Source organism: Microbacterium sp. NPDC089321 (genome assembly GCF_040684935.1).
Lineage (GTDB): Bacteria > Actinomycetota > Actinomycetes > Actinomycetales > Microbacteriaceae > Microbacterium.
Genome location: NZ_JBFBGX010000001.1, coordinates 310,739 through 333,618 on the forward strand (window position 1 = coordinate 310,739; position 22,880 = coordinate 333,618).

The following is a 22,880-nucleotide window of genomic DNA, read 5'->3' on the forward strand; positions in this document are numbered from 1 at the left end:
GGCGAGCCAATGGGCCGAACGCCTCAGATCGCCCTGATGCTCGGCGTCGCCGGCGATCGACGGGATCGCCACCCACTCGGCCAGTCTGTCCGTCAGCTCGTCGAGGTGCTGATGCAGATGGTCTCGAATGGGGTCCATGCCCGCAGTGTCGCCCGGTCAGTCCGACGCGGCAGGGGGCTTGACCCCTCCGGCACTCTCGCCATAGATTCCCGGACTCATGTTCCGCGGGCCCAGCGAGTCGCTCTCGGCGAGGTACGACAGCCGACGCAGCGTCTCGCTGTTGCGCCAGCGCAGCAGCGGTCCGCTGAGGAACGAGGGCAGCGCAGCCCCGGGGCCGCGCACGGGCGTCTCGTGGATCGACACCAGGCAGCCGGAATGCCCGGCCTCGACCTCGACGACCACCCGCGCCTCGCCGATCGGCCATCCGCGTGCCTGCATGACCGCCTGCCTGTTCGGGTGCCATTCGAGCATGGTCGTCGTGCCGTTGAGCAGGAACGGCCAGGTGCCCACCGAGTGGTGCAGCGTCGCACGCGGCGCCGGCCAGGTGGCGTCCACCTCCCGCATCCGAGCCGCCCCCACCACCCACGACGGATACAGCCATCCATCGCTCATGGCCCGGAACACCGCTTCAGGTGCACATCGCATGAGTCGTCGATTCGTCGCCATGATGCCCTCCAGAAGCCGTCGATCGCGGAGATTGTCGCAAACACGCCGCGCTGGGGGAAGCCCCTTTCGCAATACCCCGTGCGCGTGTGTCGTGGACCCGAGCGAGGAGGTGGTCGGCGTGCGCGCACAGAGGATCGAGGGCCGGATGCGGTCGTCGCTGAGCGCCATCCGGCCATCCGTCCGCGGAGCGGTGACGCGCGCACGCCTGCTGTTCGCGGCGAAGACCGCGCTGGCCGTCGGAATCGCCTGGCTGATCGCACCGCACATGCCGGGCGTCGCCGACGAGTATCCGTACTACGCTCCGTTCGGCGCGCTGATCAGCATGTACCCGACGCTGATGTCGTCGTTCCGCTCGGGTCTGCAGACGCTGCTCGGGCTCGCGGTGGGCATCGGTCTCGCGACGCTGGTGGTGCTGACGGTCGGCCCCAGCCTCTGGTCGATCGCGGCGGTGGTCGGTGTCGGCGTCATCGTGTCGGGCACAGGATGGTTCGGCATCGGCCGCGAGTACATCCCGATGGCTGCGCTCTTCGTGCTGATCATCGGCGGAGCGGATGCCGAGGACTACTCGCTCGGATACGTCACGCAGACGGCGGTGGGCGTGATCGTCGGACTCGCGGTGAACCTCATCATCCCTCCCGCGCCCCTCGTCTCCGAGGCCGCTGCGCGCATCGACGCCTTCCAGCAGCGGCTCGCCGCCCACCTCGACGACATCGCCGCCGCGCTGACCGAGAAGTGGCCGCCGGAGCGCGACGGGTGGATGCAGGACGCCGGCGCCCTCGCCGAGACGAGCCGCTCGCTGAGCGATGCCCTGGCGGAGGCAGACGAGAGCCGTCGAGGCAATCCGCGGGCGTGGCGCGGACGCGCCGACACGAGCGATGAGCACGCCAAGCTCGAGGCCCTTGTCGAGGTCGCGCATCAGATCCGCGACGTCTCGGGCTGCCTGAGCGACACCATCAACGAACGGCCGTCGGCCTTCCCGCTCGATCCCGAGCTCGTCGAACCCCTGTCGGACGCGTGCCGCGCCGTCGCCGATCTTCTCGGCGGCGATCCCGAAGAGATCGGCGAGCTGCACGCCCGCGCGTCCGAGGCGGTCGACCGGCTGTATCGCGCGGTGCACGCGCGATCGATCGAGATGGATGCCGTCGCCGGCCCCGGCGTGCTGAGCGCGATGCATCTGCAGCGCATCCTCGGCATGCTCGAGCCGGCGCCGGCCGCCGATGAAGACGAGCCCGCGGATCAGGCCGGCGACCCGCCCCAGGCCGGCGGTCAGCGCAGCGAGTAGCTCAGCAGCAGCTCATCACCCGAGCGCAGCGCGGTCGCCAGGCGCGCTGCCAGCGGCAGTGCCCCCGTGACGTCACCGCGCACGATCCGCCCGGCGCCCCCTGCTTCGAGCGTGGGCGCGAGGGTGAGGTGCAGGGCGTCGGCGACGCCGGCGGCGAGCAGGGCGCCGAAGACGTGCGGTCCGCCCTCGGCGTGGATGCGCCGCAGGCCGCGGGCGACCAGGTCGTCGCGGATGCGCCTCGGATCGGCATCCGTCTCGCCGACCGTCGTGACGTCGGCGACGGCTTCGAGCGCCTCCCGCCGGGCAGCCGGGGCGGATGCCACGGTGTACACGATCGGGCGCACGGGCGCGTCGGCGAACAGGGGCGAGCCGGGGTCGACCGACAGGCTGCGGCTGATCATCGCGAGAACGGGATGCGCGGGCATCCCGTGATCCAGCCGCCAGGTGACCGAGGCGTCGTCGACGCGCAGCGCCTCGTACTGCTCGTCGCGCAGAGTGCCGGCTCCGACCAGCACGACATCGGCCGGCCGGCGCAGCAGCGCGAAGAGCCGGCGGTCGGCATCGTCGCCCAGGCCGCCGGAGACCCCGTCGCGCGTCGCCGCTCCGTCGAGGCTCGAGATGAAGTTGACCCGCAGCCAGGCGCCGTCGTCGGGGAAGCGGGTCGCCCCGAGCAGCGCGTCGTCGTCGAGGTCTTCGGCCGGGTCCGGCCAGATGCGGTCGATGGGAGTGTGCGCGGTCACGGTGCCCTTCTCAGACGTTGCGGGTCGGATGGGTGTTGTGCTCGAGGCGCGCCGGGGGTCGCCAGCCGAGGATGCCCTCGATCATACGGACGGCGTCGACGGTCTCGGCCACGTCGTGCATGCGCACGATGCGCGCACCCGCCAGCACGCACGCGGTCATCGCGGCGAGCGACCCCGGCAGCCGCTCGCTCTGCGGGCGGTCGAGCGTCTCGCCGATGAAGTCCTTGTTCGACACGGCGACGAGCAGCGGCGCGCCGAGGTCGGCGATCTCGTCGAGCCGGCGGGTGAGCTCGAGCGAGTGCAGCGTGTTCTTGTCGAGGTCGTGGCCCGGGTCGACGATGAGCCGCTCTGCGGGAATGCCCGCCGCCAGGGCCCGGGCCATCCGCTCTGCGAGGAAGGCGCGCACCTCGGCGACCACATCGCCGTACCGCGCGGGCGGCTTCTCGACCCGGGGCGGGCCCACGCTGTGCGTGATCACGATGTGCGCCCCGCTCTCCGCCACGACCTCGGCCATGCGCTCATCGCCCAGTCCGCTGGTGTCGTTGACGACGGCGGCGCCCGCGGCCACTGCCCGCTCGGCCACGTCGGCGCGGTTCGTGTCGACCGAGACGACGAGCTCGGGTCGAGCCGCCGTGATCGCCTCGATCAACGGCACCACGCGGTCGATCTCCTCGGCTGTGCTCACTGCCGGTCCCCGCCCGAAGGGCACGCCGCCGATGTCGACCCAGTCGGCGCCGAGGTCGGCGGCGCGCAGAGCGCTCCCGACCGCCCGATCGAGAGCGAAGGTGGCGCCCCTGTCGTAGAACGAGTCGGGCGTGCGGTTGACCACGGCCATCACCGCGATCCGCTGCGAGAGGTCGAGCCGCCGGATGCCTGTGCGGCGCGACCGCGTCACCGGCGCCGCGCTCTGACCGATCACCGTCGCGTGCCGACGCTGTCGCGTACGGCGTCGGAGGCATCCCAGTCGTTGGCGTGCATCGCCGCGCGCACGACGCCGTCTTCGACCCAGTAGGCCCGGAACGCCCCGCCGTTCGCCACGTCGGTGTCGCCCTCGATGTCGACGCGGTCGTACCCGTCGGGGCCGACGCTGCCGAAGTACTCCATGCCGAGATCGTATTGATCGGTGAAGAAGTACGGCAGGTGCGTGTACGGCTCGTCTTCGCCCATCAGGTTGTGCGCGGCGACCTTCGCCTGCTCTATCGCCGTGTCCCAGTGCTCGACGCGGATGCGCCGGCCGAGTACCGGATGCTGGTGATTGGCGACATCGCCGATCGCGTAGATGTCGGGGTCGGAGGTGCGCAGCCGCTCGTCGACGAGCACGCCACGGTCGACGTCGAGGCCGGCCCGTTCGGCGAGCTCCGTCTGCGGGATCGCCCCGATTCCGACGACGACCACGTCGGCCGCGGCCAGCGCGGCCTCGTCGACGGCGGTGCCGAGGCGGAGGTCGACGCCGTGGGCGCGGTGCAGGTCGGCGAACAGCTGCGCCACTTCGGGGCCGAGCACCGCGACGAGGGGCAGGTCGGCGACCTCGTAGACGGTCACCTCGGCATCCTTCTGCCTGGCTGCGGATGCCACCTCGAGTCCGATCCAGCCGGCTCCGACGATCACGACCTTCGCGCCTGGTCGCAATGCGGCGCGCAGTCGCGTGTTGTCCTCGATGGTGCGCAGGTAGATCGGCTCGGCGACGCGATCGGCGAGGTCGAAGCGACGTGCGATGGCGCCGGTGGCGATCAGCAGCCGGTCGTAACGGTGCTCGACGCCCTCGCCGCCGCCGACCGGTTCGGCGCGCAGCGTGTGCGTCGCGGGATCGATGGCGGTGACGGCCACGCCGCGTTCGAGCCGTACGCGGTTGGCGGCGTACCAGGCCTCGTCATGCACGAGGGCGGAGTCGACGTCTTTCGTGCCGAGCAGCACCTCCTTCGACAGCGGCGGGCGCTCATATGGCAGGTGGTCTTCGCGCGCGTAGATGACGACATCGCTGTCGTACCCGCGTTCGCGCAGCTCGGTGGCGGCGGTGGCGGCGGCGAGCCCTCCGCCCACGATGGCGATGTTCATGGTCTTCCTTCCGATCGATGACAGCGGTGGACACGGCGGGTCAGCGGGCGCGGTCGGCGGTGAGCGCGAAGAACTCGGCGCGCGAGCTCGCGTCTTCGCGCAGTGTGCCTCTGAGCGCCGACGTGGTCGTCATCGCGCTCACGGCGCGCGCACCGCGCAGGGTCATGCAGGTGTGCGAGGCCTCGATGACGACCCCGATGCCGCGCGGCTGCAGCCGCGCGGCAAGAGCATCCGCGATCTGCACGGTCAGACGTTCCTGGGTCTGCGGGCGCCGGGAGTAGTGGTCGACCATGCGGGGGATCTTCGACAGACCGACGACGCTGTCGCGGGGCAGGTACGCCACGTGCGCGGTGCCGGTGAAGGGCAGCAGGTGATGCTCGCACATCGAGCGGACGGGGATGTCGCGGATCAGCACGAGCTCGTCGTAGCCCTCGACGTTCGCGAAGGTGGTGAAGTCGAACGGCTGCGGCGAGAGCAGCTCGGCGTATGCCTCCGCGAATCGCCGGGGCGTGCGGGCGAGGTCGGGGGTGTCGGGCGCGTCCGGCTCGATCCCGAGCGCCTCGAGGAACAGGTGCGCGGCGCGCTCGGCAGCCACGAGGTCGACCGGCTGGGGAGCCGCCTCGATCCGCACCCGCTGCGGCGCCTGCGGCGCGAGCGCGAGCTCGTCCTGGTCGTGGATGGCTGCCATCGTCATGTGGACCTCCCGGATGCTGCGGCTGCTTCTTCCATGAGACACCCGCGATCTTCTAAAAGCAAGTGTTACTTCTTTTAGAAGATCGTGCGCCGCGTTACCCCCTGCTTCGTCCTATGACAACCCCGTAGCCGCCCGCCCGTCACCCCCGTAGCGTCTCTTCCACAGCAACGACCTCGAGGCGCATCGCCGGAAGGCAGCCGAGACAGGAGTCCTCATGTCTGCCACAGCCAGAACCACCGGACACGCAGTCGCCCAGCCAGGCGCCCAGCCGACGCCGACCGAGCACGACCAGATCGCTTCGGCACCCGCCGAGCCGCCCTACGAGCTCGTCGACATCGACCGCTACGAGGTGTTCGACGACGGCCCCGTCGGCTACGTCGAGGTGATCCCGCCGCTGTTCATCTGCTACTCGGGTCACCCCTACCCGAAGGCGATCGAGGTGGCGCAGGTCTACGACTTCGCGCAGGCCGTGCGCCGCGTCCGCGACGCCGCACCGCACCCGCGCGGCCCGCACGACCACGGACGATCCGCCGCATGAGCGTCGACGTGTGGCCGGGGTCGGCCCATCCCCTCGGCGCGACCTTCGACGGTCAGGGCACCAACTTCGCGCTGTTCAGCGAATGCGCCGAGCGCGTCGAGCTGTGCCTGTTCGACGACGCGGGCGAAGAGACCCGGGTCGATCTCGTCGAGGTCGACGCCTACGTCTGGCACGGATACGTTCCCACCGTGCAGCCGGGCCAGCTGTACGGCTACCGCGTGCACGGACCGTACGATCCGGCCAACGGCAAGCGCTTCAACGCCAGCAAGCTGCTTCTCGATCCGTACGCCAAGGCCGTCGCGGGACAGGTCGAGTGGGGCCAGGCGCCCTTCTCCTATGACTTCGGCGACCCCGACTCGCACAACCAGCAGGACTCGGCCGCGAGCACACCCAAGAGCGTCGTGATCAACCCGTTCTTCGAGTGGGCCGGCGACAGGCTGCCGAAGACGCCCTACGCGCAGACCGTGATCTACGAGGCGCACGTGAAGGGCCTCAGCATCCGGCACCCGGAGGTGCCCGAAGAGATGCGCGGCACCTACGCCGGCGTCGCCCACCCGGCCATCGTCGACCACCTCACCCGTCTCGGCGTGACCGCGATCGAGCTCATGCCCGTGCACCAGTTCGTGAACGACAGCACCCTGCAGGACAAGGGCCTGTCGAACTACTGGGGCTACAACACCCTGTCGTTCTTCGCACCGCAGAACACGTACTCGTCGAGCGGCGAGCACGGCCAGCAGGTGCAGGAGTTCAAGGCGATGGTGCGCACCCTGCACGCCGCCGGCATCGAGGTCATCCTCGACGTGGTCTACAACCACACCGCCGAGGGCAACCACCTGGGCCCGACCCTGTCGATGCGCGGCATCGACAACGAGGCGTACTACCGTCTCGAAGACGACCGCCGGTACTACACCGACTACACCGGCACGGGCAACAGCCTCAACGTCGGCAACCCGCACGCGCTGCAGCTGATCATGGACTCGCTGCGCTACTGGGTGACCGAGATGCACGTCGACGGCTTCCGGTTCGACCTCGCGTCGACCCTCGCCCGCGAGTTCTACGACGTCGACCGGCTGGCGACGTTCTTCGAGCTCGTGCAGCAGGACCCGGTGGTCTCGCAGGTCAAGCTCATCGCCGAGCCGTGGGACATCGGCCCCGGCGGCTACCAGGTCGGCAACTTCCCGCCGCAGTGGTCGGAGTGGAACGGCAAGTACCGCGACACCGTCCGCGACTTCTGGCGCGGTGAGCCGCAGGCACTCGGTGAGTTCGCCTCACGCCTGACCGGTTCGGCCGACCTCTACGAGCACTCGGGTCGGCGCCCGGTGGCCTCGGTCAACTTCATCACCGCCCACGACGGCTTCACGCTGCGCGACCTGGTCAGCTACGCCGAGAAGCACAATGAGGCGAACGGCGAAGACAACAACGACGGCGAATCGCACAATCGCTCCGACAACCTCGGGGTCGAGGGCCCTACCGACGACCCCGAAGTGAACCGCCGCCGAGCGATGCGCCAGCGCAACCTGCTCGCGACGCTGCTGCTCTCACAGGGCGTGCCGATGATCTCGCACGGCGATGAGCTGGGCCGCACGCAGAACGGCAACAACAACGGCTACGCGCAGGACAACGAGATCACCTGGATCGACTGGGAATCGGCCGACGTCCCCCTCATCGAGTTCACCGCAGCGCTCACGCGGCTGCGTGCCCTGCATCCGACGTTCCGGCGCAGCCGCTTCTTCGACGGCAAGCCGGTGCGCAGCGACGACGGCGCGCGCGTGCCCGACGTCGAGTGGCTGCGCCCGGACGGGCGCACCATGCAGCCAGAGGACTGGGAGTCGGGTTTCGGGCTGTCGATCGGCATGTTCCTCAACGGCCGCGGCATCCGCGAGAAGGACCGCCGCGGGCAGCCGGTCGCCGACCTGAACTTCATCGTCTACTTCAACAGCGGCGACGAGGCGATCGAGATCGTGCTTCCGGATGCCAGGCACGGTGCCGCCTGGGAGGCCGTGGTCGACACGGCGGGCGAGCTCACTCACGCCGACCCGCTGCCCGCCGCCGAAGGCGTGCACCTCGAGGCGGGGTCGCTGCTGGTGCTGCGTGAAGCAGTCGACGACGAGGAACCTGCCGACGACTCCGTCGAAGCGTCGCTGCGGATCCAGATCGAGAACGCGGCGACCCGCTCCCCCGCCCCGAAGCCCGAGGTATGACCATGACCAGTCGTCCCGATTCGACGTACCGCCTGCAGATCACGTCGAGCTTCACCCTCGACGAGGCTGCCGGAGTGACGGGGTATCTGCATCGGCTCGGGGCCGACTGGGCGTATCTGTCACCGCTGCTGGCGGCGACGGAGGGATCGGGCCACGGGTACGACGTCGTCGACCACTCGCGCATCGACGAATCGCGCGGCGGGGCGTCCGGTCTCACCGCATTCTCGGCCGCGGCGCGCGCGCACGGCCTCGGCATCCTGGTCGACATCGTGCCCAACCACGTGGGTGTCGCCGCACCGCGGCAGAACCCGTGGTGGTGGGACGTGCTGCGCCTGGGCCGCGGCTCGGCTCACGCGGTCGCGTTCGACATCGACTGGGAACGAGGTCAGGGCAAGGTGCGGCTGCCGATGCTCGGCGACGCCCCCGCCGAGGTCGTCGAGCGCGGGGAGATCTCGGTCGATCGCACCCCGGCGCCCGACGCCCCCGACGGCACTCTGTCGTACTTCGAGCACGTGCTTCCCCTCGCCCCCGGCACGGGCGCGCGGAGCGACGACCTGTCCGCCCTGCTCGACGCCCAGCACTACGACCTGCGCCACTGGGAGGACCAGAACGACGGGCTGAACTACCGGCGCTTCTTCGCCGTCTCCGATCTCGCGGCCATCCGCGTCGAGCTGCCCGACGTCTTCACGCAATCGCATCAGGAGATCGTGCGGTGGATCCGCGAGGGGCTGGCCGACGGCATCCGGGTCGACCATCCCGACGGCCTCGACGACCCGGAGGGCTACCTCGAGCGGCTCGCGGATGCCACGGGCGGCGCGTACACGCTGATCGAGAAGATCCTCGAGCACGGCGAGCAGCTGCCGTCGTGGTGGCGCACCGACGGCACGACGGGGTACGACGCGCTCGGCGAGATCGACAGGGTGCTCGTCGACCCCTCGGGCGTCGACGAGCTCACGGCGCTCGATGCGCGGCTGCGCGCTGAGAGCGGGCTGCCGGTCGCGCAGGACTGGGCCGACCTCATCCACGACACCAAGCGCGCCATGGCCGACGGGCTGCTGCAGTCCGAGGTGCGCAGGCTCGTCCGCGATCTGCCGTTCGGCATCTTCGGCGCCGCCGACGCGTTCGCCGAGCTGCTCGCCTGCTTCCCCGTCTACCGCTCGTACCTTCCCGCCGGGCGCGAGCATCTGCGTCACGCGGTCGAGGAGGCGAGGCGTCGCCGCCCCGACCTGGCATCGCCCATCGCCGAGCTCGAGCCGCTGCTCGCCGACCCGACCCTGCCCGTCGCGCGGCGGTTCCAGCAGACGTCGGGCGCGATCATGGCGAAGGGCGTCGAAGACACCGCCTTCTACCGGTACACGCGCCTCGGAACCCTGACCGAGGTGGGCGGCGACCCCTCTGTCGCCTCGCTGACGACCCCGCAGTTCCATGCAGCGCAGCAGAGCCGCCTCGCGGCGTGGCCCTGTTCGATGACCACCCTGTCGACGCACGACACCAAGCGATCCGAAGACGTGCGCGCCCGGCTCGCGGTGCTCGCCGAGCTGCCCGAGCGGTGGGGCGAGGTGCTCGACGAGCTGCGCGGCATCGCATCGACCGGCCACGGCCCGCTCGACAACCTGCTGTGGCAGGCCGCCGTCGGCGCCTGGCCGATCTCGTCGGAGCGGCTGCTCGAGTACGCCCGCAAGGCGGCGCGCGAAGCGGGCGAGTCGACCGGCTGGCAGCATCCGGATGCCGGTTTCGAGAAGGGTCTCGAGAAGATCGCCGAGGCCGCGCACGGCGCGGCGAAGAAGGTCGTCGAGGGCTTCGTGGCCGAGATCGCCGGTCACGGATGGTCGAACTCGCTGTCGGCCAAGCTGCTGCAGCTGACCGCGCCCGGCGTTCCCGATGTGTACCAGGGCAGCGAGCTGTGGGATCTGTCGCTGGTCGATCCCGACAACCGCCGTCCCGTCGACTTCGCGCAGCGCGAGCGCATGCTGACCGACCTCGACGCAGCCGTCGCGGCGGGCGATCTGCCCGCGATCGACGACAAGGGTGCCGCAAAGCTGCTCGTGACGTCGCGGGCGCTGCGGCTGCGCCGCGACCATCCCGAGCTGTTCACCGTCTACCGCCCAGAGACGGTGGCGGGGTCTGCGGCCGCGCACGCGATCGCCGCGAGCCGCGGTGGCGTGACGACGGTCGCCACGCGGCTGCCGGTGGCCCTCGAGCGCCGCGGCGGGTGGGGCGAGACGATGCTGATGCGGTCGGAGCTGCCGTCGGTCGACGTGCTCACGGGGCGCCGCTTCGGTGGCGGCCCGGTGCGCCTCGCCGAACTGCTCGAGCACTACCCCGTGGCGCTGCTGCAGGATGTGCGGTGATCGACGTCTGGGCGCCGCGCGCGCAGCGGATGAGACTGCGCCGGGTGCGCGATGACGGCGCGACGCTCGACGAGCACGAGCTGACCGCGGCGGGCGGAGGGCATTGGCGGCTCGACCTCGCGCTGCGAGACGGCGAGCGCTACGGCTTCGTGATCGGCGACGACGATCGGCTGCGGCCCGATCCGCGCTCCCGACGTCAGCCCGACGGTGTTCACGCGGCGTCGGCGGCGTTCGACGAGTCCGGCTTCACCTGGACCGACCAGAGCTGGACGGGTCGGCAGCTCGCGGGCGGACTCATCTACGAGCTGCACCTCGGCACCTTCACCCCGGAGGGCTCGCTCGACTCGGCCGTCGAGAGGCTGCAGCACCTGGTCGATCTCGGCGTCACGCACGTCGAGCTGCTGCCGGTGAACGCCTTCAACGGCCCGCGAAACTGGGGCTACGACGGAGTGCTCTGGTACGCGGTGCATGAGGGCTACGGCGGTCCGCGCGCCTACCAGCGCTTCGTCGACGCCGCTCACGCGCACGGCCTCGCGGTCATCCAGGACGTCGTCTACAACCACCTCGGTCCGAGCGGCAACTATCTGCCCGAGTTCGGCCCCTATCTGCGCTCGGGCAGCAGCAACGCATGGGGCGATTCGATCGATCTCGAAGAGCAAGAGGTGCGCGAGTACATCATCGAGAACGCGCTGATGTGGCTGCGTGACAGGCACGTCGACGGTCTGCGGCTGGATGCCGTGCACGCACTGCACGACGAGAGCCGCACGCACATCCTCAAAGAGCTCGCCGAGCGTGTCGACGCCCTGTCGGCGCAAGAGGGCAGGCCTCTGACGCTGATCGCGGAGTCGGACCTGAACGACCCGACCCTGATCCTGCCTCGTGAGGCAGGCGGCTACGGCCTGTCCGGCCAGTGGTCGGACGACTGGCACCATGCCGTGCACGTCGCGCTCACGGGGGAGGTGTCGGGCTACTACGCCGACTTCGCCGACGCCGACGCGCTGGAGAAGGTCACCAGCGGCGGCTTCTTCCACGACGGCACGTTCTCGTCGTTCCGCGATCGCGTGCACGGCTCGCCCATCCCTCGCGAGGTGCCCGCCTGGCGGCTGGTCACCTTCGCTCAGGATCATGATCAGATCGGCAATCGGGCCGCGGGCGACCGGCTCAGCGCAACCCTGTCGGAGGGCCGGCTGGCGGTCGCCGCCGTGCTCACGCTCACCGCGCCGGGAACGCCCATGCTGTTCATGGGCGAGGAGTGGGGCGCCTCGACGCCCTGGCAGTTCTTCACCTCGCATCCCGAGCCGGAGCTCGGTCGCGCGACCGCCGAGGGCCGCACCGCCGAGTTCGCGCGGATGGGGTGGGATGCCCGCCTCGTACCCGATCCGCAGGATCCCGCGACCTTCGAGTGCTCGCGCCTCGACTGGGACGAGCGGGAGAAGCCCCGTCATGCGCGGCTTCTCGAGCTGCACCGCCGGCTCGCGCGGCTGCGGCGAGAGCATCCGGAGCTGACCGATCCGCGCCTGCACCGGCCGTCGGTCGAGCTGATCGTCGAGAGCGGTGAGCCGCAGCGGCGGGCATGGCGCATCGACCGCGGTGCGATCAGCATCCTGATCAACCTGACCGCCGATGCCGTCGCGTTCGACGTCGCCGGCGAGGTGCTGCTCACCACGGCAGAGCCGAAGACGTCAGGCGGCCGGACGACCGTGCCGCCCGAGGCGGCCGCGATCGTCCGGCGCTGACCCGGGCGGCAGCACGCGGCATTCACCGCTTCCGCGTCGGCACAACTCCGGAGATCCGCGCCGGATCCGCCGGATACACGCCGGAATCCGGTCAGGAGGGTGCGCTTCTCCGGAGTTGTGCAGAGGGGCTCCAGTGCCGACCCGCCGACTTCACTCCACGAGCTTGCCGACCACCGAATCCGAAGCCGACTGCTCGGCGAGAGCGCGGAAGGAGTCGGGGGCGTCGGGCAGCGGCTCGAAGCTCACTCCGGCGTCAGCGCTCCAGATCATGTTGCCGCGCAGCGCCGGGTCGGTCTCGGGGTAGTCGGCGCGGTTGTGGCATCCGCGCGTCTCCCGGCGCTCGATCGCCGATTCGAGCGTGGCGCGGGCCGCGAGAAGCGAGCCGAGCAGATCGAAGGCGTGCGCGAGATCGTCGAACCCGGCGATGTCAGGGTGGGCGCCGACGTGGGCCGCGCGCTCCTCGAGCACGGCGAGCTTCGCCAGCCCCTCCCGCAGAGACTCCTCGGTGCGGATGACACCGGCGTGCTCGGTCATCAGGTCGCGAACCGCGCGCTGCAGGCGCCGCGGCGTCTCGGTGCCCGTGCTGCTGAGGAACCCGTCGATCTCCGCTCGGGCCTCGGCCACCGCGGCGGGGTCGCGACGCACCTCGGTGCGCGCGCTGACGAACTCCGCCGCGGTCTCGCCGGTGATGCGGCCGTAGACCATCAGCTCGATCAGGGAGTTGCCGCCGAGGCGGTTGGCTCCGTGCAGTCCGCTGGACGCCTCGCCGATCGCGTACAGCCCTTCGACGCCCGTGCCGTGGTCGTCGGGCCGCACCCACACACCGCCCATCGAGTAGTGCGCCGTGGGAGCGACCTGCATGGGGCTCTCGGTGATGTCGAGCATCTGCAGGTCGATCATCGTCCGGTACAGGCGGGGAAGCTTCTCGAGGATCTGCTCACGCGGCAGGTGAGATACGTCGAGCCAGACGCCGCCCTTGTCGGTGCCGCGCCCTTCGGCGATCTCGGTGTAGTTCGCCAGTGCGACGCGGTCTCGGGTCGACAGCTCCATGCGCTCGGCGTCGTAGCGCTCCATGAACCGTTCACCGAGAGCGTTCGTGAGGATCCCGCCCTCGCCGCGCGCCGCCTCCGAGACCAGCGTGCCGGCGGCGTCGTCGGGCTCTATCAGCCCCGAGGGGTGGAACTGCACGAGCTCTGCGTCGCGGATGCGGGCGCCCGCGAGCGCAGCGAGGCGGAACGAGTCACCGGTGTTCTCGTCGCGTCGCGACGATGTGTAGCGCCAGATGCGGGTGTGCCCGCCCGCGGCGAGGATCACGGCATCGGCGTGGATCACGACCGGGGTGCCGTCGACGACGTCGAAGCCGTAGGCGCCGAAGACCGTGCCGTCGGCGACGAGGATGCGCGTGATGTAGACGGTGTCGATGATCGGCACCGACAGCTCGGCCGCCCGTCGCATGAGGGTGCGCTGGATCTCGAGCCCGGTGTAGTCGCCGGCGTACGCCGTGCGGCGATACCGGTGCGCGCCGAAGAAGCGCTGGCTGATGCGGCCGTCGTCTTCGCGGGCGAACGGCATGCCCCAGCGCTCGAGGTCTTCGATGCCGCGGGCGGCTCCGCGGGCGACGACCTCGACGATCGCGGGGTCGGCGAGGAAGTACGACTCGCGAAGGGTGTCGGCCGCGTGCTGCTGCCACGAGTCCTCGGGGTCCATGGTGCCGAGAGCCGCGTTGATGCCGCCTGCAGCCAGGGTGGTGTGCGCGTCGTGCTTGCGGCGCTTGCCGACGGCGAGCACCTCGATGCCGCGTTCGGCGAGCTCGATCGAGGCGCGAAGCCCCGCACCACCCGTGCCGATGACGAGGACGGAGGTGGACAGGCGGCGCTCGGTGCGATGCTGAATGCTCATGCATCCACGCTAGAAAGGCGGCTCTGATCGCGCCAATGCATGTTCCGTGTCATTTCGATACGCTGAGGGCATGAAACTCGAGCAGCTGAGAGCCTTCGAGAGCGTGGCCCGCCTCGAGCACTTCACGCGAGCCGCCGAGGAGCTCTTCCTGACCCAGCCCTCGCTGTCGAGGCAGATCCAGGCACTCGAGGCAGACCTCGGAGCGACACTGTTCCAGCGCGACCGAACGGGCGTCGCCATCACCGCCGCAGGCGAGGCGCTGCTGCCGATAGCGCGGCGGATGCTGGCGGATGCCGACTCCGCACATCACGCGATGGAGGAGCTCGCGGGTCTGCGCCGCGGACGCGTGCGACTGGGTGCGACGCCGACGCTGTGCGTCTCGGTGGTCGCCGAGGTGATCGCGCAGTTCCACCGCGAGCATCCGGGGGTCGACCTGCACATCTCCGAGGCCGGCTCGCACGCCCTGGTCGACGCCCTCGGTGAGGGCTCCCTCGATCTCGCCCTCACCATCACCCGCCCGAACGTGCGCGACGACAGCGCGGTCGAGCGCGTCGCGCTGTTCCGAGAGGAGCTGATGGTGGCATCCGCCGCCGAACCGTCGCTTCGAGCGCACGCCGATCTGCCGACCCGCCTGACGGTCGCCGAGCTCGCCGAGCTGCCGCAGGTCGCGTTCAACCGCAGCTACGACCTGCGCCTCGCCACCGACGCGGCCTTCGAGGCGGCGGGCCTCAGGCCCACCATCGCTGTCGAGGGGGCCGAGATGGATGCCGTGCTGCGCTTCGTCGCGCGGGGCATCGGCGTCGCCGTCGTGCCGGCCACCGTGCTGCTGCACCGACCCGAGCTGCGCGGCTCCGAGCTGACGGCTCCCGCGATGACCCGCACCGTCAACCTCTCGCGGCGCGCGGCCGTGCGGCAGACGCCGGCCGTCGCGGCGATCGAGCGCACGGTGTTCGACGTGGTCGCCCGCCTGGCGGACGACGGCGACCTCGGCGGCCGGATCGACCTCGCCAGGTGACCATCCGCTGGCTGGAGCTGCGCATAACTCAGGAGATCCGATGCGAATCGGCCGCACACCCGTCGCAACCCGGGCCGATCAGCGGGTTCTTCCTGAGTTGTGAGCGTGTGCGCGAAGCTCACGACGGGCGGGTCGTATCAGCGTGAACGAGGGCCCGGCGTCGCTCCCGCCGCGGCGAGCGCCGCATCGACGTGCAGCGCCGTGGTCGGGAAGACCGGCACCGGCGAGTCGGCCGCCGAGATGAGCAGCTCGATCTCGGTGCACCCCAGAATCACTCCCTCGGCGCCTCGCGCTGCGAGCTCGTCGATCACCTCGCGGTAGTACGCGCGGGACTCCGGACGAATGACCCCGTGCACGAGCTCGTCGTAGATGACCGCGTGCACGCGCGCACGCTGCTCGGAGCTCGGAACGAGCACCTCGATCGCGTGGGTCTCGAGACGCTCGCGGTAGAAGGGATGCTCCATCGTGAAGGCCGTGCCGAGAAGGCCGACCCTCCCGATGCCCGCATGGCGCACCGCGGCGGCGGTGGTGTCGGCGATGTGCAGGAACGGGATGCCTATGGCGTCCTCAATGCGGTCTGCGACCAGATGCATCGTGTTGGTGCAGAGCACGATGAGGTCGGCGCCCGCACGCTCGAGGCCACGGGCGCGCTCGGCGAGCAGCGAGCCGGCCGCACCCCAGTCGCCGCGCGCCTGAAGCTGCTCGATCTCGGCGAAGTCCACCGAATCGAGGATGACGCGCGCCGAATGATGTCCTCCGAGAGCGTCGCGCACCCGCTCATTGGCGAGCCGGTACCACTCGAGAGAGGATTCCCAGCTCATGCCGCCGAGCACGCCGATGGTCTTCATCGGCACCTCTCGGCGCGGTCTCGGGCAGGATGACGGGCCGTTCGCATCCATCGAATGTACCCCTGCGGTCAGGCGAGAGGAGCGTCCGTCGGGGCCTCGTATCCCTCCGGCGGCTGCGGGATGGTCTCGTGACCCGTGAGGAAGCCGGTGACCTCAGTGAGCGTCGCGCCTTCTCCGCGCACGCGGATGCGCAGTTCGGTCACCTCACGCGCGGGGAACGCGTGGATGCGGCCCTGCCCGACGGTCAGGCCCTCGGCGATGACCTCGGGGTCGGCATCCGCATCCGCATCCGCGACGACCTCGTGCGCCGTGATGCGCTGTCCCGCGGTCAGATCTTCGCGCAGGCGGAGATGGTCGATGCGAGTCGGCTGCGCGAAGCGCACCAGCCACTCCGCACCGTCGCGCTCGACCTGCGCCGCGATGGGAGAGCCGAAGCGGCGATCCCACTCCGTCCGCCACTCGGCGAGGCGCTGCACATCCGCCGGGTCGAAGACCCCTCGCGGCGTGGGCGGCACGTTCAGCAGCAGGTTCGCGCCCATGCCGATCGAGCCGTACATGATCGCCATGAGGTGGTCGACGGTCTTGGGCTCGTCATCCGGATGCCAGAACCACCCGCGCCGGATCGACACGTCGCACTCGGGCGGGAGGTACGCCGCCTCGCCCATGTCGATGGATTTCGCGGTGTAGTTGCTGAGGTGGGTGCGGTCGACGACGTACTCGACCGGGTCGGCGGCGAGGCCGTTCTCGTTGCCCACCCAGCGGATCGTGGGCCGGCCCATGTTGAACACCATCGCGTCGGGCTGGTGCTCGTCGATGACGGAGATGATGCGCTCCCAGTCGTACACGTAGCCGTCGGAGCCGGCGCCGTCGAACCAGATCTCGACCAGCGGACCGTACCGGGTGCACAGTTCGCTCAGCTGTCGCGCATAGAACTCGCTGTACGCCTGCGGGTCGTCGTAGCACTCGGCGTTGCGGTCCCAGGGCGAGAGGTAGATGCCGAAGCCGATGCCCGCGTCTCGGCAGGCCAGGGCGACCTCCGCCACCACGTCTCCCCTGCCCTCCTTCCACGGAGAGGAGGCCACGGAGTAGTCGGTCGTCGCGGTCTGCCACAGGCAGAATCCGTCGTGGTGCTTGGCCGTGAGAATCAGGTAACGGGCGCCGACATCGACGGCCGTCCTCGCCCATGCTGCGGCGTCGAGATCGGCGGGGTCGAAGCTGCCTGCGGGCAGGGTGCCGTCGCTCCACTCCCTGCCGTGCACGGAGTTGAGGCCGAAATGGACGAAGAGCCCGAACTCGGCGCTCTGCCAGGCGAGCTGGCCGGCGGTGGGGACGTGGATCTCAGGCATCCCCTCACTGTAATGACCACCATTCCCGGGGCGTTCACCGCCCGGGCCTTGTCTGTGTCGGATGCCGGTGGTTGCATCGGTGCTTATGACAGACGAACAGCACAACCACGTCCCCGTCGACTCGCCCGAAGGACTGAGCCGTCGCGGATTCCTCACCGGAGTCACAGCGGCGAGCGCGCTCGCGGCCGCCGGCTGGGTCGCGCAGCCGCAGTCGGCCTCCGCGGCTCAGGGCGGGGAGGGCAAGTCCGTGACGATCACGATCATGGGCTCGTCCGACATCCACTCCAACGCGCTGAACTGGGATTACTACAAAGACGCCGCGTTCAGCGACGGCAAGGGCAACGTGGTCGGCCTCGCGCGACTCTCCAGCGTCGTGAACCAGGTGCGCGCCGACCGAGGCCGCGACCACACGCTGCTGTTCGACGCCGGCGACACCATCCAGGGCACGCCTCTCGGCTTCTACTACGCGACGGTCGAGCCGATCACGAAGACCGGCGCCATGCATCCGATCGCCGCCCAGATGAACGCCATCGGCTACGACGCCGTCGCCCTGGGCAACCACGAGTTCAACTACGGCCTCGAGTTCCTCGACACGTTCACCTCGCAGCTGAAGGCGCCGGCACTCGCCGCGAACGCCGTGCGCATCGGCACCAAGGTGCCCGCCTACACCCCGTACGTCATCAAGACGATGAAGGTGAAGGGCGCGAAGCCCATCCGCGTCGGCGTGCTCGGGCTCACGAACCCCGGCACCGTCATCTGGGACAAGGCGAACGTGAGCGGCAGGCTCGACGTGCTCGACATCGTCGCCACGGCGAAGTACTGGGTGCCGATCATCCGGCAGCAGGGCGTCGACGTGGTCGTCGTGAGCGTGCACTCCGGCGACAGCGGCACCTCGTCGTACGGCAGCGAGCTGCCCGTCGAGAACGCCGCCGGGTTGCTCGCGCAGCAGGTCGCCGGCATCGACGCGATCCTGTTCGGCCACGCGCACAAGGACATCCCCGAGCGCTTCGTCACCGGCCCTGACGGCAATCAGGTCGTCATGAGCGAGCCGATGTGCTGGGGCCAGCGGCTGAGCGTGTTCGACATCGAGCTGCAGCAGGTCAAGGGGCAGTGGCGGGTCGCGTCGAAGCGGGCCACCAACCTCAACACCAACACCGTCGAAGACGACCCGGCGCTCGTCGCGGTCGTGCAGGCGCAGCACGACGCGGTCGTGAGGTACGTGAACAAGACCGTCGCGACCTCGACGGAGGAGCTGTCGGCGGCGGAGTCGTGCTGGAAGGACACCGCGATCCTCGACTACGTCAACAAGGTGCAGGTCGACACCGTCACCGCGGCCATCGCCGGCACCGCTGAGGCCGCGCTGCCCGTGATCTCGATCGCGGCCCCGTTCAGCCGAGCGGCGAGGTTCCCGGCCGGTGAGGTGACGATCCGCGACGTGGCCGGCCTGTACATCTACGACAACACGCTGATGGCATCCGTACTCACCGGCGCCCAGATCAAGGAGTACCTGGAGTACTCGGCGAAGTACTTCGCCACGGTCGCCCCTGGCGCACCCGTCGATCCGGGCGGCTGGACGAACGCGAACGGGACGCCCGACTACAACTACGACCAGTTCTCGGGCGTCACCTACGACATCGACATCGCGAAGCCGGTGGGCTCGCGCATCGCGAACCTGTCGTGGAACGGCTCCCCCATCGCGGCGGATGCCAGGTTCGTCGTCGCGGTGAACAACTACCGTCAGTCGGGCGGCGGCGGCTTCCCGCACATCTCGACCGCGCCGGTCGTCTACAACGCGCAGGTCGCGATCCGCGAGGCGATCGTGCAGTACGCGACGGATGCCGGCGTGATCGACCCCGCCGACTTCCACGTCGTGAACTGGAAGCTCGTGCGCGACGGGGTGCCGGTGTTCTGAGCCTGCCGCGCGTCGCGTGGCTCGCGTGGCTGTCTCGCTCTAGGCGAGGCGGCCCCGCGGCTGTCAGGTGGCGGGATCCGACGTCGAGAACGGCACCGCGCGGGTTGCCCGCACACCACCCGCGCTCACACCGTAGGTCGCGCGGAGCGCCCGGTTCATGGTCGTGATGGAGCCGAAGCCGCTCGCCTCGGCCACCTCTTTCAGCCCGAGTGCTCTGTTCTCGGTGAGAAGCGCGAACGCTCGCCGCGAGCGCGAGCGGCGGATCTCCTCCGCGACGCGAAGCCGATTCTTCTCGAAGACCCGGTCGAGCGTGCGGCGCGAGACATTGCAGGCCGCGGCCAGCCGCTCGACGCCGAAGCCCGGGTCTGATGAGCTCTCGTCGATGCGGCGCTGCGCGAGAAGCAGAGTGCCCTCGTAGTGGTCGTCGACGATCGCCGTCCTGGTGAAGGCCACCGCGACGTCACGAGTGAGCGCGCGCAGCACCTCGCTCTGCTCTTCTGCAGCGTCTGAGGATCGCGGCTCGTCGACCAGCGCGCTCAGGTAGGCGTATGTGGCGCGAAGCACGGTCATGCCCGGCCGGATGTCAGCCATGTTGGCGTTCGTGAGCACGTGAGGCGCGATCTCCGAGCGATCGAACGTGAAGACGATCATCTCGGTTCCGTCTTCGGTGTGCATCTCGATGGGCTCGGTTCCGGGGAAGACCACGCAGAGCCCGCCTTCTGACGAGGCCCAGGTCGGTGCGCTGCAGTCGACCGTGACCGCACCGTGGTTGACGAACACCACCGTGTAGCGCGAACCGGCCGGCTGGCGTGTGCGCCCCCACAGCACGCGCATCGCCGGAGCACGCACGCGGCCCACGAGGTAGTCGTCGAAGCGGATCGCCTTCAGCTCGAGCAGGCGTGGATCGCCTTCGAGAACCTCGAGTCCCGTGCCGCGGATGAAGGTCGAGATCCAGACCTCGTCGCCTGCCGCCGGCGAGTGCTGGTAGCGCCGATGGCCCTCGAGGCCCCGCCAGCCCTGCTGCTCGCGCGCAGGCATCAACTCCCTGAGAGCTCGATTTCTCATGGCCTTCTCCGGACGCGGCTGATCTGCGGTCCGCGGATCGCGGTCCCGCACAAGAGACATCGGCAGCGGAGCCGTGTTGCCCGGTCTCGACGAAGGTGGCAGGGAGTGCGGCGACGCTGACCGAATCTGCGGGGCGCGATACGCCTCGGGGGACGCGCCTCCTGATTCACAGATCTTGTGACCAAACCGTTGCATTCGTTATCTCGCCGTTATACACTCGTCGCACGGTGAATGTTTGCTGTGGCATCCACCGCATGTGATTGCAGGACTCTCTTTGGTGCAAGGGACAAGGGCCGGCCGGAAGCCTCTCCGACCGGCCCTTACTGCTGCCCCTCCGACGTCGCCGGCCGACAGTACGCTGAGATCATGACCGACCGTGAGCTCGCCCTTCAGGCCTGGGAGAGCCTGTTCCGCGCGCAGCATCAGCTGCTGGCCGAGATGGCCGTCGACTTCGAAGGATCCGATCTGGCACAGGGCGAGTACGACGTGCTTCTCACGGTCGTGCGCGCCCCCGACATGACCTCACGGCTGCGCGACATCACCGCGAAGTCGCTCATCAGCCAGCCGAGCGTCTCGCGGCTCATCGACCGCATGGTGACCAGAGGGCTGATCACGAAGGCCATCGACCCCGACGACGGTCGGGGCGCGGTGATCACCGCGACCGATGCCGGAGCGAAGGCCTTCCGCCAGCTGGCGACCGTGCACGGCCGCACCATCGCAGAGAAGATGTCACCCCTCGACGACGCCGAGCTCGCGACGCTGCTCGAACTGACGCAGAAGCTCCGCCGCACGCGCTGACCGGAGCTCGGCGATGACCGGGACTCGGCGCTCACCGAGACTCGGCGCTCATCGAGACTCTGGCAGGGTGGACCTGAAACCTACGAGGGGGAAAGGAAGGTCACCATGGAGCTCGCCGGAGCAATCGGCATCCTGGTCGTCATCGGAATCGCGGTCGCCGCCGCGATCGTCATCGCATTGATCCTGCTGCTGTTCGCACGCAGCTGGATCAAGGTCGCCCGCGCAGACGAGGCGCTCGTCATCTCGGGCCGCAAGCAGAAAGTGCAGCGCACCGTCATCGCCGCCGACGGCACGACCCGCGGCGAGACCGAGGAGTCGCCGGTCACCGTGATCGTCAACGGCAAGTCGCTGGTCAACCCGATCACGCAGCGCCACGAGATCATCTCGCTGCGTTCGCGTCAGGTGTCGCTGAACGCCGAGGCCCAGTCGCTCGACAGCGTCACGCTCAATGTCGACGGAGTGGCGATCGTCAAGATCGGCTCCGACCCCCTCTACGTGCGTCGCGCCGCCGAGCGCTTCGCCTCGCAGGACAAGGCGATCGAGCAGTTCACCACCGAGCAGCTCGAGGGTGCTCTGCGCGGAATCGTCGCGACGCTGTCGGTCGTCGAGCTGATGCGCGAGCGCAAGAAGTTCTCCGACCAGATCGCCGCCGACGTCTCTCAGGAGCTCGCCGAGCAGGGTCTGATCCTCGACTCGTTCCAGATCAAGGGCATCACCGACAAGGTCGGCTACATCCAGTCGCTCGGTGCGCCCGAGATCCAGGCGAAGCGTCAGGCCGCAGAGATCTCGCAGACCAACGCCGACCGGGCGATCAACCAGAAGAACATCGCCAACCAGGAAGCGAACCTGATCGAGCAGACCGCGCTCGACACGAACACGGCCAACGCCAACGCCGGCATCGGCCGTGCTCGCGCCGAGGCGGAGCAGGCCGAGCAGCTCGCTCGCGCGCAGGCCGAGCAGGCCGTTCTGCAGCAGCAGGCCGAGAACAAGCAGGCTCAGCTCGACGCCGACGTCAAGCGCGTCGCCGACGCTCAGCGGTACGAGGCCGAGACCCGTGCGCAGGCGGATCTGTTCACCCGCGAGAAGGCTGCGGAGGCCGCCGCGATCGAGCAGGTCAAGCAGGCAGAGGCGCGCACCCGCATCGCCGAGCAGCAGGCGCAGGCCGACAGGGCCCGTGCGGCCGGTGAGGCCGCCGCCGCCGAGGCGAAGGCCACCGGTGACGCGAACGCGCTTCGCGCACAGGCTGAGGCCGAGGCAGAGGCCCGCCGCCTGCGCGCCGGCGCAGAAGCAGAGGCGATCCGCGCCGAGGGTGAGGCGCGCGCCGCCGCGGTCGAGGCGGAGGCCAAGGCCATCGCCTCGAACCAGGAGGCGTTCCTCTCGCAGCGCGTGCTCGAGGTGCTGCCGTCGATCATGGCCGAGTTCGCCAAGGGCTACTCCGCCATCGGCAACGTGTCGATCATCGGCGGAGCCGGTGAAGAGGGCGCGTCGAGCGTGGTCGGCGGAGACAGCGCCAAGGCGATGCGCTCGGTGTTCGACAGCGTGAGCGCGGCGACCGGTCTCGACCTCGCCGCGATCATCCAGGGCCAGGCCGTCGGCCGCAGCTTCGGCGCGGGAGTCGCGCAGGCGACGGATGCCCAGCCCACGGCATCCGCGTCGACCGCAGCGCCCACGTCGACCGTGGTCGAGCGCCGCGTCGACGACGCGGCGGAGCCGTTCGCCGGCGCGTAATCGCCC

The 22,880-nt window shown here is 69.8% G+C and carries 18 protein-coding genes; 9 read left to right on the forward strand and 9 right to left on the reverse strand.

The window, feature by feature from the left end; all coding sequences use genetic code 11:
* Positions 1 to 156: 156 nt before the first annotated feature.
* A complete protein-coding gene (locus tag AB0N59_RS01445) occupies positions 157 to 612 on the reverse strand; it encodes an SRPBCC family protein (RefSeq protein ID WP_363477705.1) in 456 nt (151 codons plus the stop codon).
* 172 nt (positions 613 to 784) lie between these two features.
* Between AB0N59_RS01445 and AB0N59_RS01450 the strand changes: the two genes are divergently transcribed.
* Positions 785 to 1,948 carry an aromatic acid exporter family protein gene (locus tag AB0N59_RS01450; RefSeq protein WP_363477708.1) on the forward strand — a complete coding sequence of 388 codons (1,164 nt, stop codon included), beginning with the start codon at positions 785 to 787 and terminating at the stop codon, positions 1,946 to 1,948.
* On the opposite strand, the gene AB0N59_RS01455 is transcribed toward AB0N59_RS01450, so the two are convergent.
* The 4 genes from AB0N59_RS01455 to folE form a co-directional block, all read right to left on the reverse strand.
* On the reverse strand, positions 1,933 to 2,688 hold the full coding sequence (locus tag AB0N59_RS01455; protein WP_363477711.1) for a dihydrofolate reductase family protein: 756 nt from the start codon (positions 2,686 to 2,688) through the stop codon (positions 1,933 to 1,935). The two genes, AB0N59_RS01450 and AB0N59_RS01455, sit on opposite strands and share 16 nt — an antisense overlap.
* A 10-nt stretch (positions 2,689 to 2,698) precedes the next feature.
* On the reverse strand, positions 2,699 to 3,523 hold the full coding sequence (gene folP / locus AB0N59_RS01460; protein ID WP_363481165.1) for a dihydropteroate synthase: 825 nt from the start codon (positions 3,521 to 3,523) through the stop codon (positions 2,699 to 2,701).
* A gap of 80 nt (positions 3,524 to 3,603) precedes the next feature.
* Positions 3,604 to 4,743, reverse strand: coding sequence for an FAD-dependent oxidoreductase (locus AB0N59_RS01465; protein WP_363477714.1), 1,140 nt, complete (start codon positions 4,741 to 4,743; stop codon positions 3,604 to 3,606).
* A gap of 40 nt (positions 4,744 to 4,783) precedes the next feature.
* Positions 4,784 to 5,437 (reverse strand): GTP cyclohydrolase I, encoded by a 654-nt coding sequence (gene folE, locus AB0N59_RS01470; protein ID WP_363477717.1) that lies wholly within the window; start codon positions 5,435 to 5,437, stop codon positions 4,784 to 4,786.
* Between the two features lie 214 nt (positions 5,438 to 5,651).
* Between folE and AB0N59_RS01475 the strand changes: the two genes are divergently transcribed.
* Genes AB0N59_RS01475 through treZ form a run of 4 tightly spaced genes read left to right on the forward strand, consistent with a single transcriptional unit; the run spans position 5,652 to position 12,263 of the window.
* A complete protein-coding gene (locus tag AB0N59_RS01475) occupies positions 5,652 to 5,975 on the forward strand; it encodes a hypothetical protein (RefSeq protein ID WP_363477720.1) in 324 nt (107 codons plus the stop codon).
* Positions 5,972 to 8,176, forward strand: a complete 2,205-nt coding sequence (gene glgX, locus AB0N59_RS01480) for a glycogen debranching protein GlgX (RefSeq protein WP_363477723.1) — start codon at positions 5,972 to 5,974, stop codon at positions 8,174 to 8,176. Before AB0N59_RS01475 ends, glgX begins: the two co-directional genes overlap by 4 nt.
* Positions 8,177 to 8,178: 2 nt before the next feature.
* Complete coding sequence (gene treY, locus AB0N59_RS01485; RefSeq protein WP_363477725.1) at positions 8,179 to 10,527, forward strand: malto-oligosyltrehalose synthase; 2,349 nt, start codon at positions 8,179 to 8,181, stop codon at positions 10,525 to 10,527.
* Positions 10,524 to 12,263, forward strand: coding sequence for a malto-oligosyltrehalose trehalohydrolase (gene treZ, locus AB0N59_RS01490; RefSeq protein WP_363477728.1), 1,740 nt, complete (start codon positions 10,524 to 10,526; stop codon positions 12,261 to 12,263). The genes treY and treZ overlap by 4 nt, the downstream gene beginning before the upstream one ends.
* A 150-nt stretch (positions 12,264 to 12,413) precedes the next feature.
* Here the strand turns inward: treZ and AB0N59_RS01495 are convergent, their stop codons facing one another.
* Positions 12,414 to 14,162, reverse strand: coding sequence for an FAD-binding protein (locus AB0N59_RS01495; RefSeq protein WP_363477731.1), 1,749 nt, complete (start codon positions 14,160 to 14,162; stop codon positions 12,414 to 12,416).
* A gap of 70 nt (positions 14,163 to 14,232) precedes the next feature.
* Here AB0N59_RS01495 and AB0N59_RS01500 point away from each other — a divergent pair, with 70 nt between their 5' ends.
* Positions 14,233 to 15,177, forward strand: coding sequence for a LysR substrate-binding domain-containing protein (locus AB0N59_RS01500; RefSeq protein WP_363477734.1), 945 nt, complete (start codon positions 14,233 to 14,235; stop codon positions 15,175 to 15,177).
* Between the two features lie 137 nt (positions 15,178 to 15,314).
* On the opposite strand, the gene AB0N59_RS01505 is transcribed toward AB0N59_RS01500, so the two are convergent.
* Positions 15,315 to 16,025 carry an aspartate/glutamate racemase family protein gene (locus AB0N59_RS01505; RefSeq protein WP_363477736.1) on the reverse strand — a complete coding sequence of 237 codons (711 nt, stop codon included), beginning with the start codon at positions 16,023 to 16,025 and terminating at the stop codon, positions 15,315 to 15,317.
* A 68-nt stretch (positions 16,026 to 16,093) separates the two neighbouring features.
* Entirely contained in the window at positions 16,094 to 17,371 is a 1,278-nt protein-coding gene (locus AB0N59_RS01510; RefSeq protein ID WP_363477739.1) for an alpha-L-fucosidase, read from the reverse strand.
* 85 nt (positions 17,372 to 17,456) lie between these two features.
* Between AB0N59_RS01510 and AB0N59_RS01515 the strand changes: the two genes are divergently transcribed.
* Positions 17,457 to 19,283: a 5'-nucleotidase C-terminal domain-containing protein gene (locus AB0N59_RS01515; RefSeq protein ID WP_363477742.1), complete on the forward strand. Its 1,827-nt coding sequence runs from the start codon at positions 17,457 to 17,459 to the stop codon at positions 19,281 to 19,283.
* Positions 19,284 to 19,346: 63 nt separating this feature from the next.
* On the opposite strand, the gene AB0N59_RS01520 is transcribed toward AB0N59_RS01515, so the two are convergent.
* Positions 19,347 to 20,321: a helix-turn-helix domain-containing protein gene (locus AB0N59_RS01520; RefSeq protein WP_363477745.1), complete on the reverse strand. Its 975-nt coding sequence runs from the start codon at positions 20,319 to 20,321 to the stop codon at positions 19,347 to 19,349.
* Between the two features lie 393 nt (positions 20,322 to 20,714).
* Between AB0N59_RS01520 and AB0N59_RS01525 the strand changes: the two genes are divergently transcribed.
* A complete protein-coding gene (locus AB0N59_RS01525; RefSeq protein WP_363477748.1) occupies positions 20,715 to 21,146 on the forward strand; it encodes a MarR family transcriptional regulator in 432 nt (143 codons plus the stop codon).
* Positions 21,147 to 21,251: 105 nt separating this feature from the next.
* A complete protein-coding gene (locus tag AB0N59_RS01530; RefSeq protein ID WP_363477751.1) occupies positions 21,252 to 22,874 on the forward strand; it encodes an SPFH domain-containing protein in 1,623 nt (540 codons plus the stop codon).
* Positions 22,875 to 22,880 lie beyond the last annotated feature (6 nt).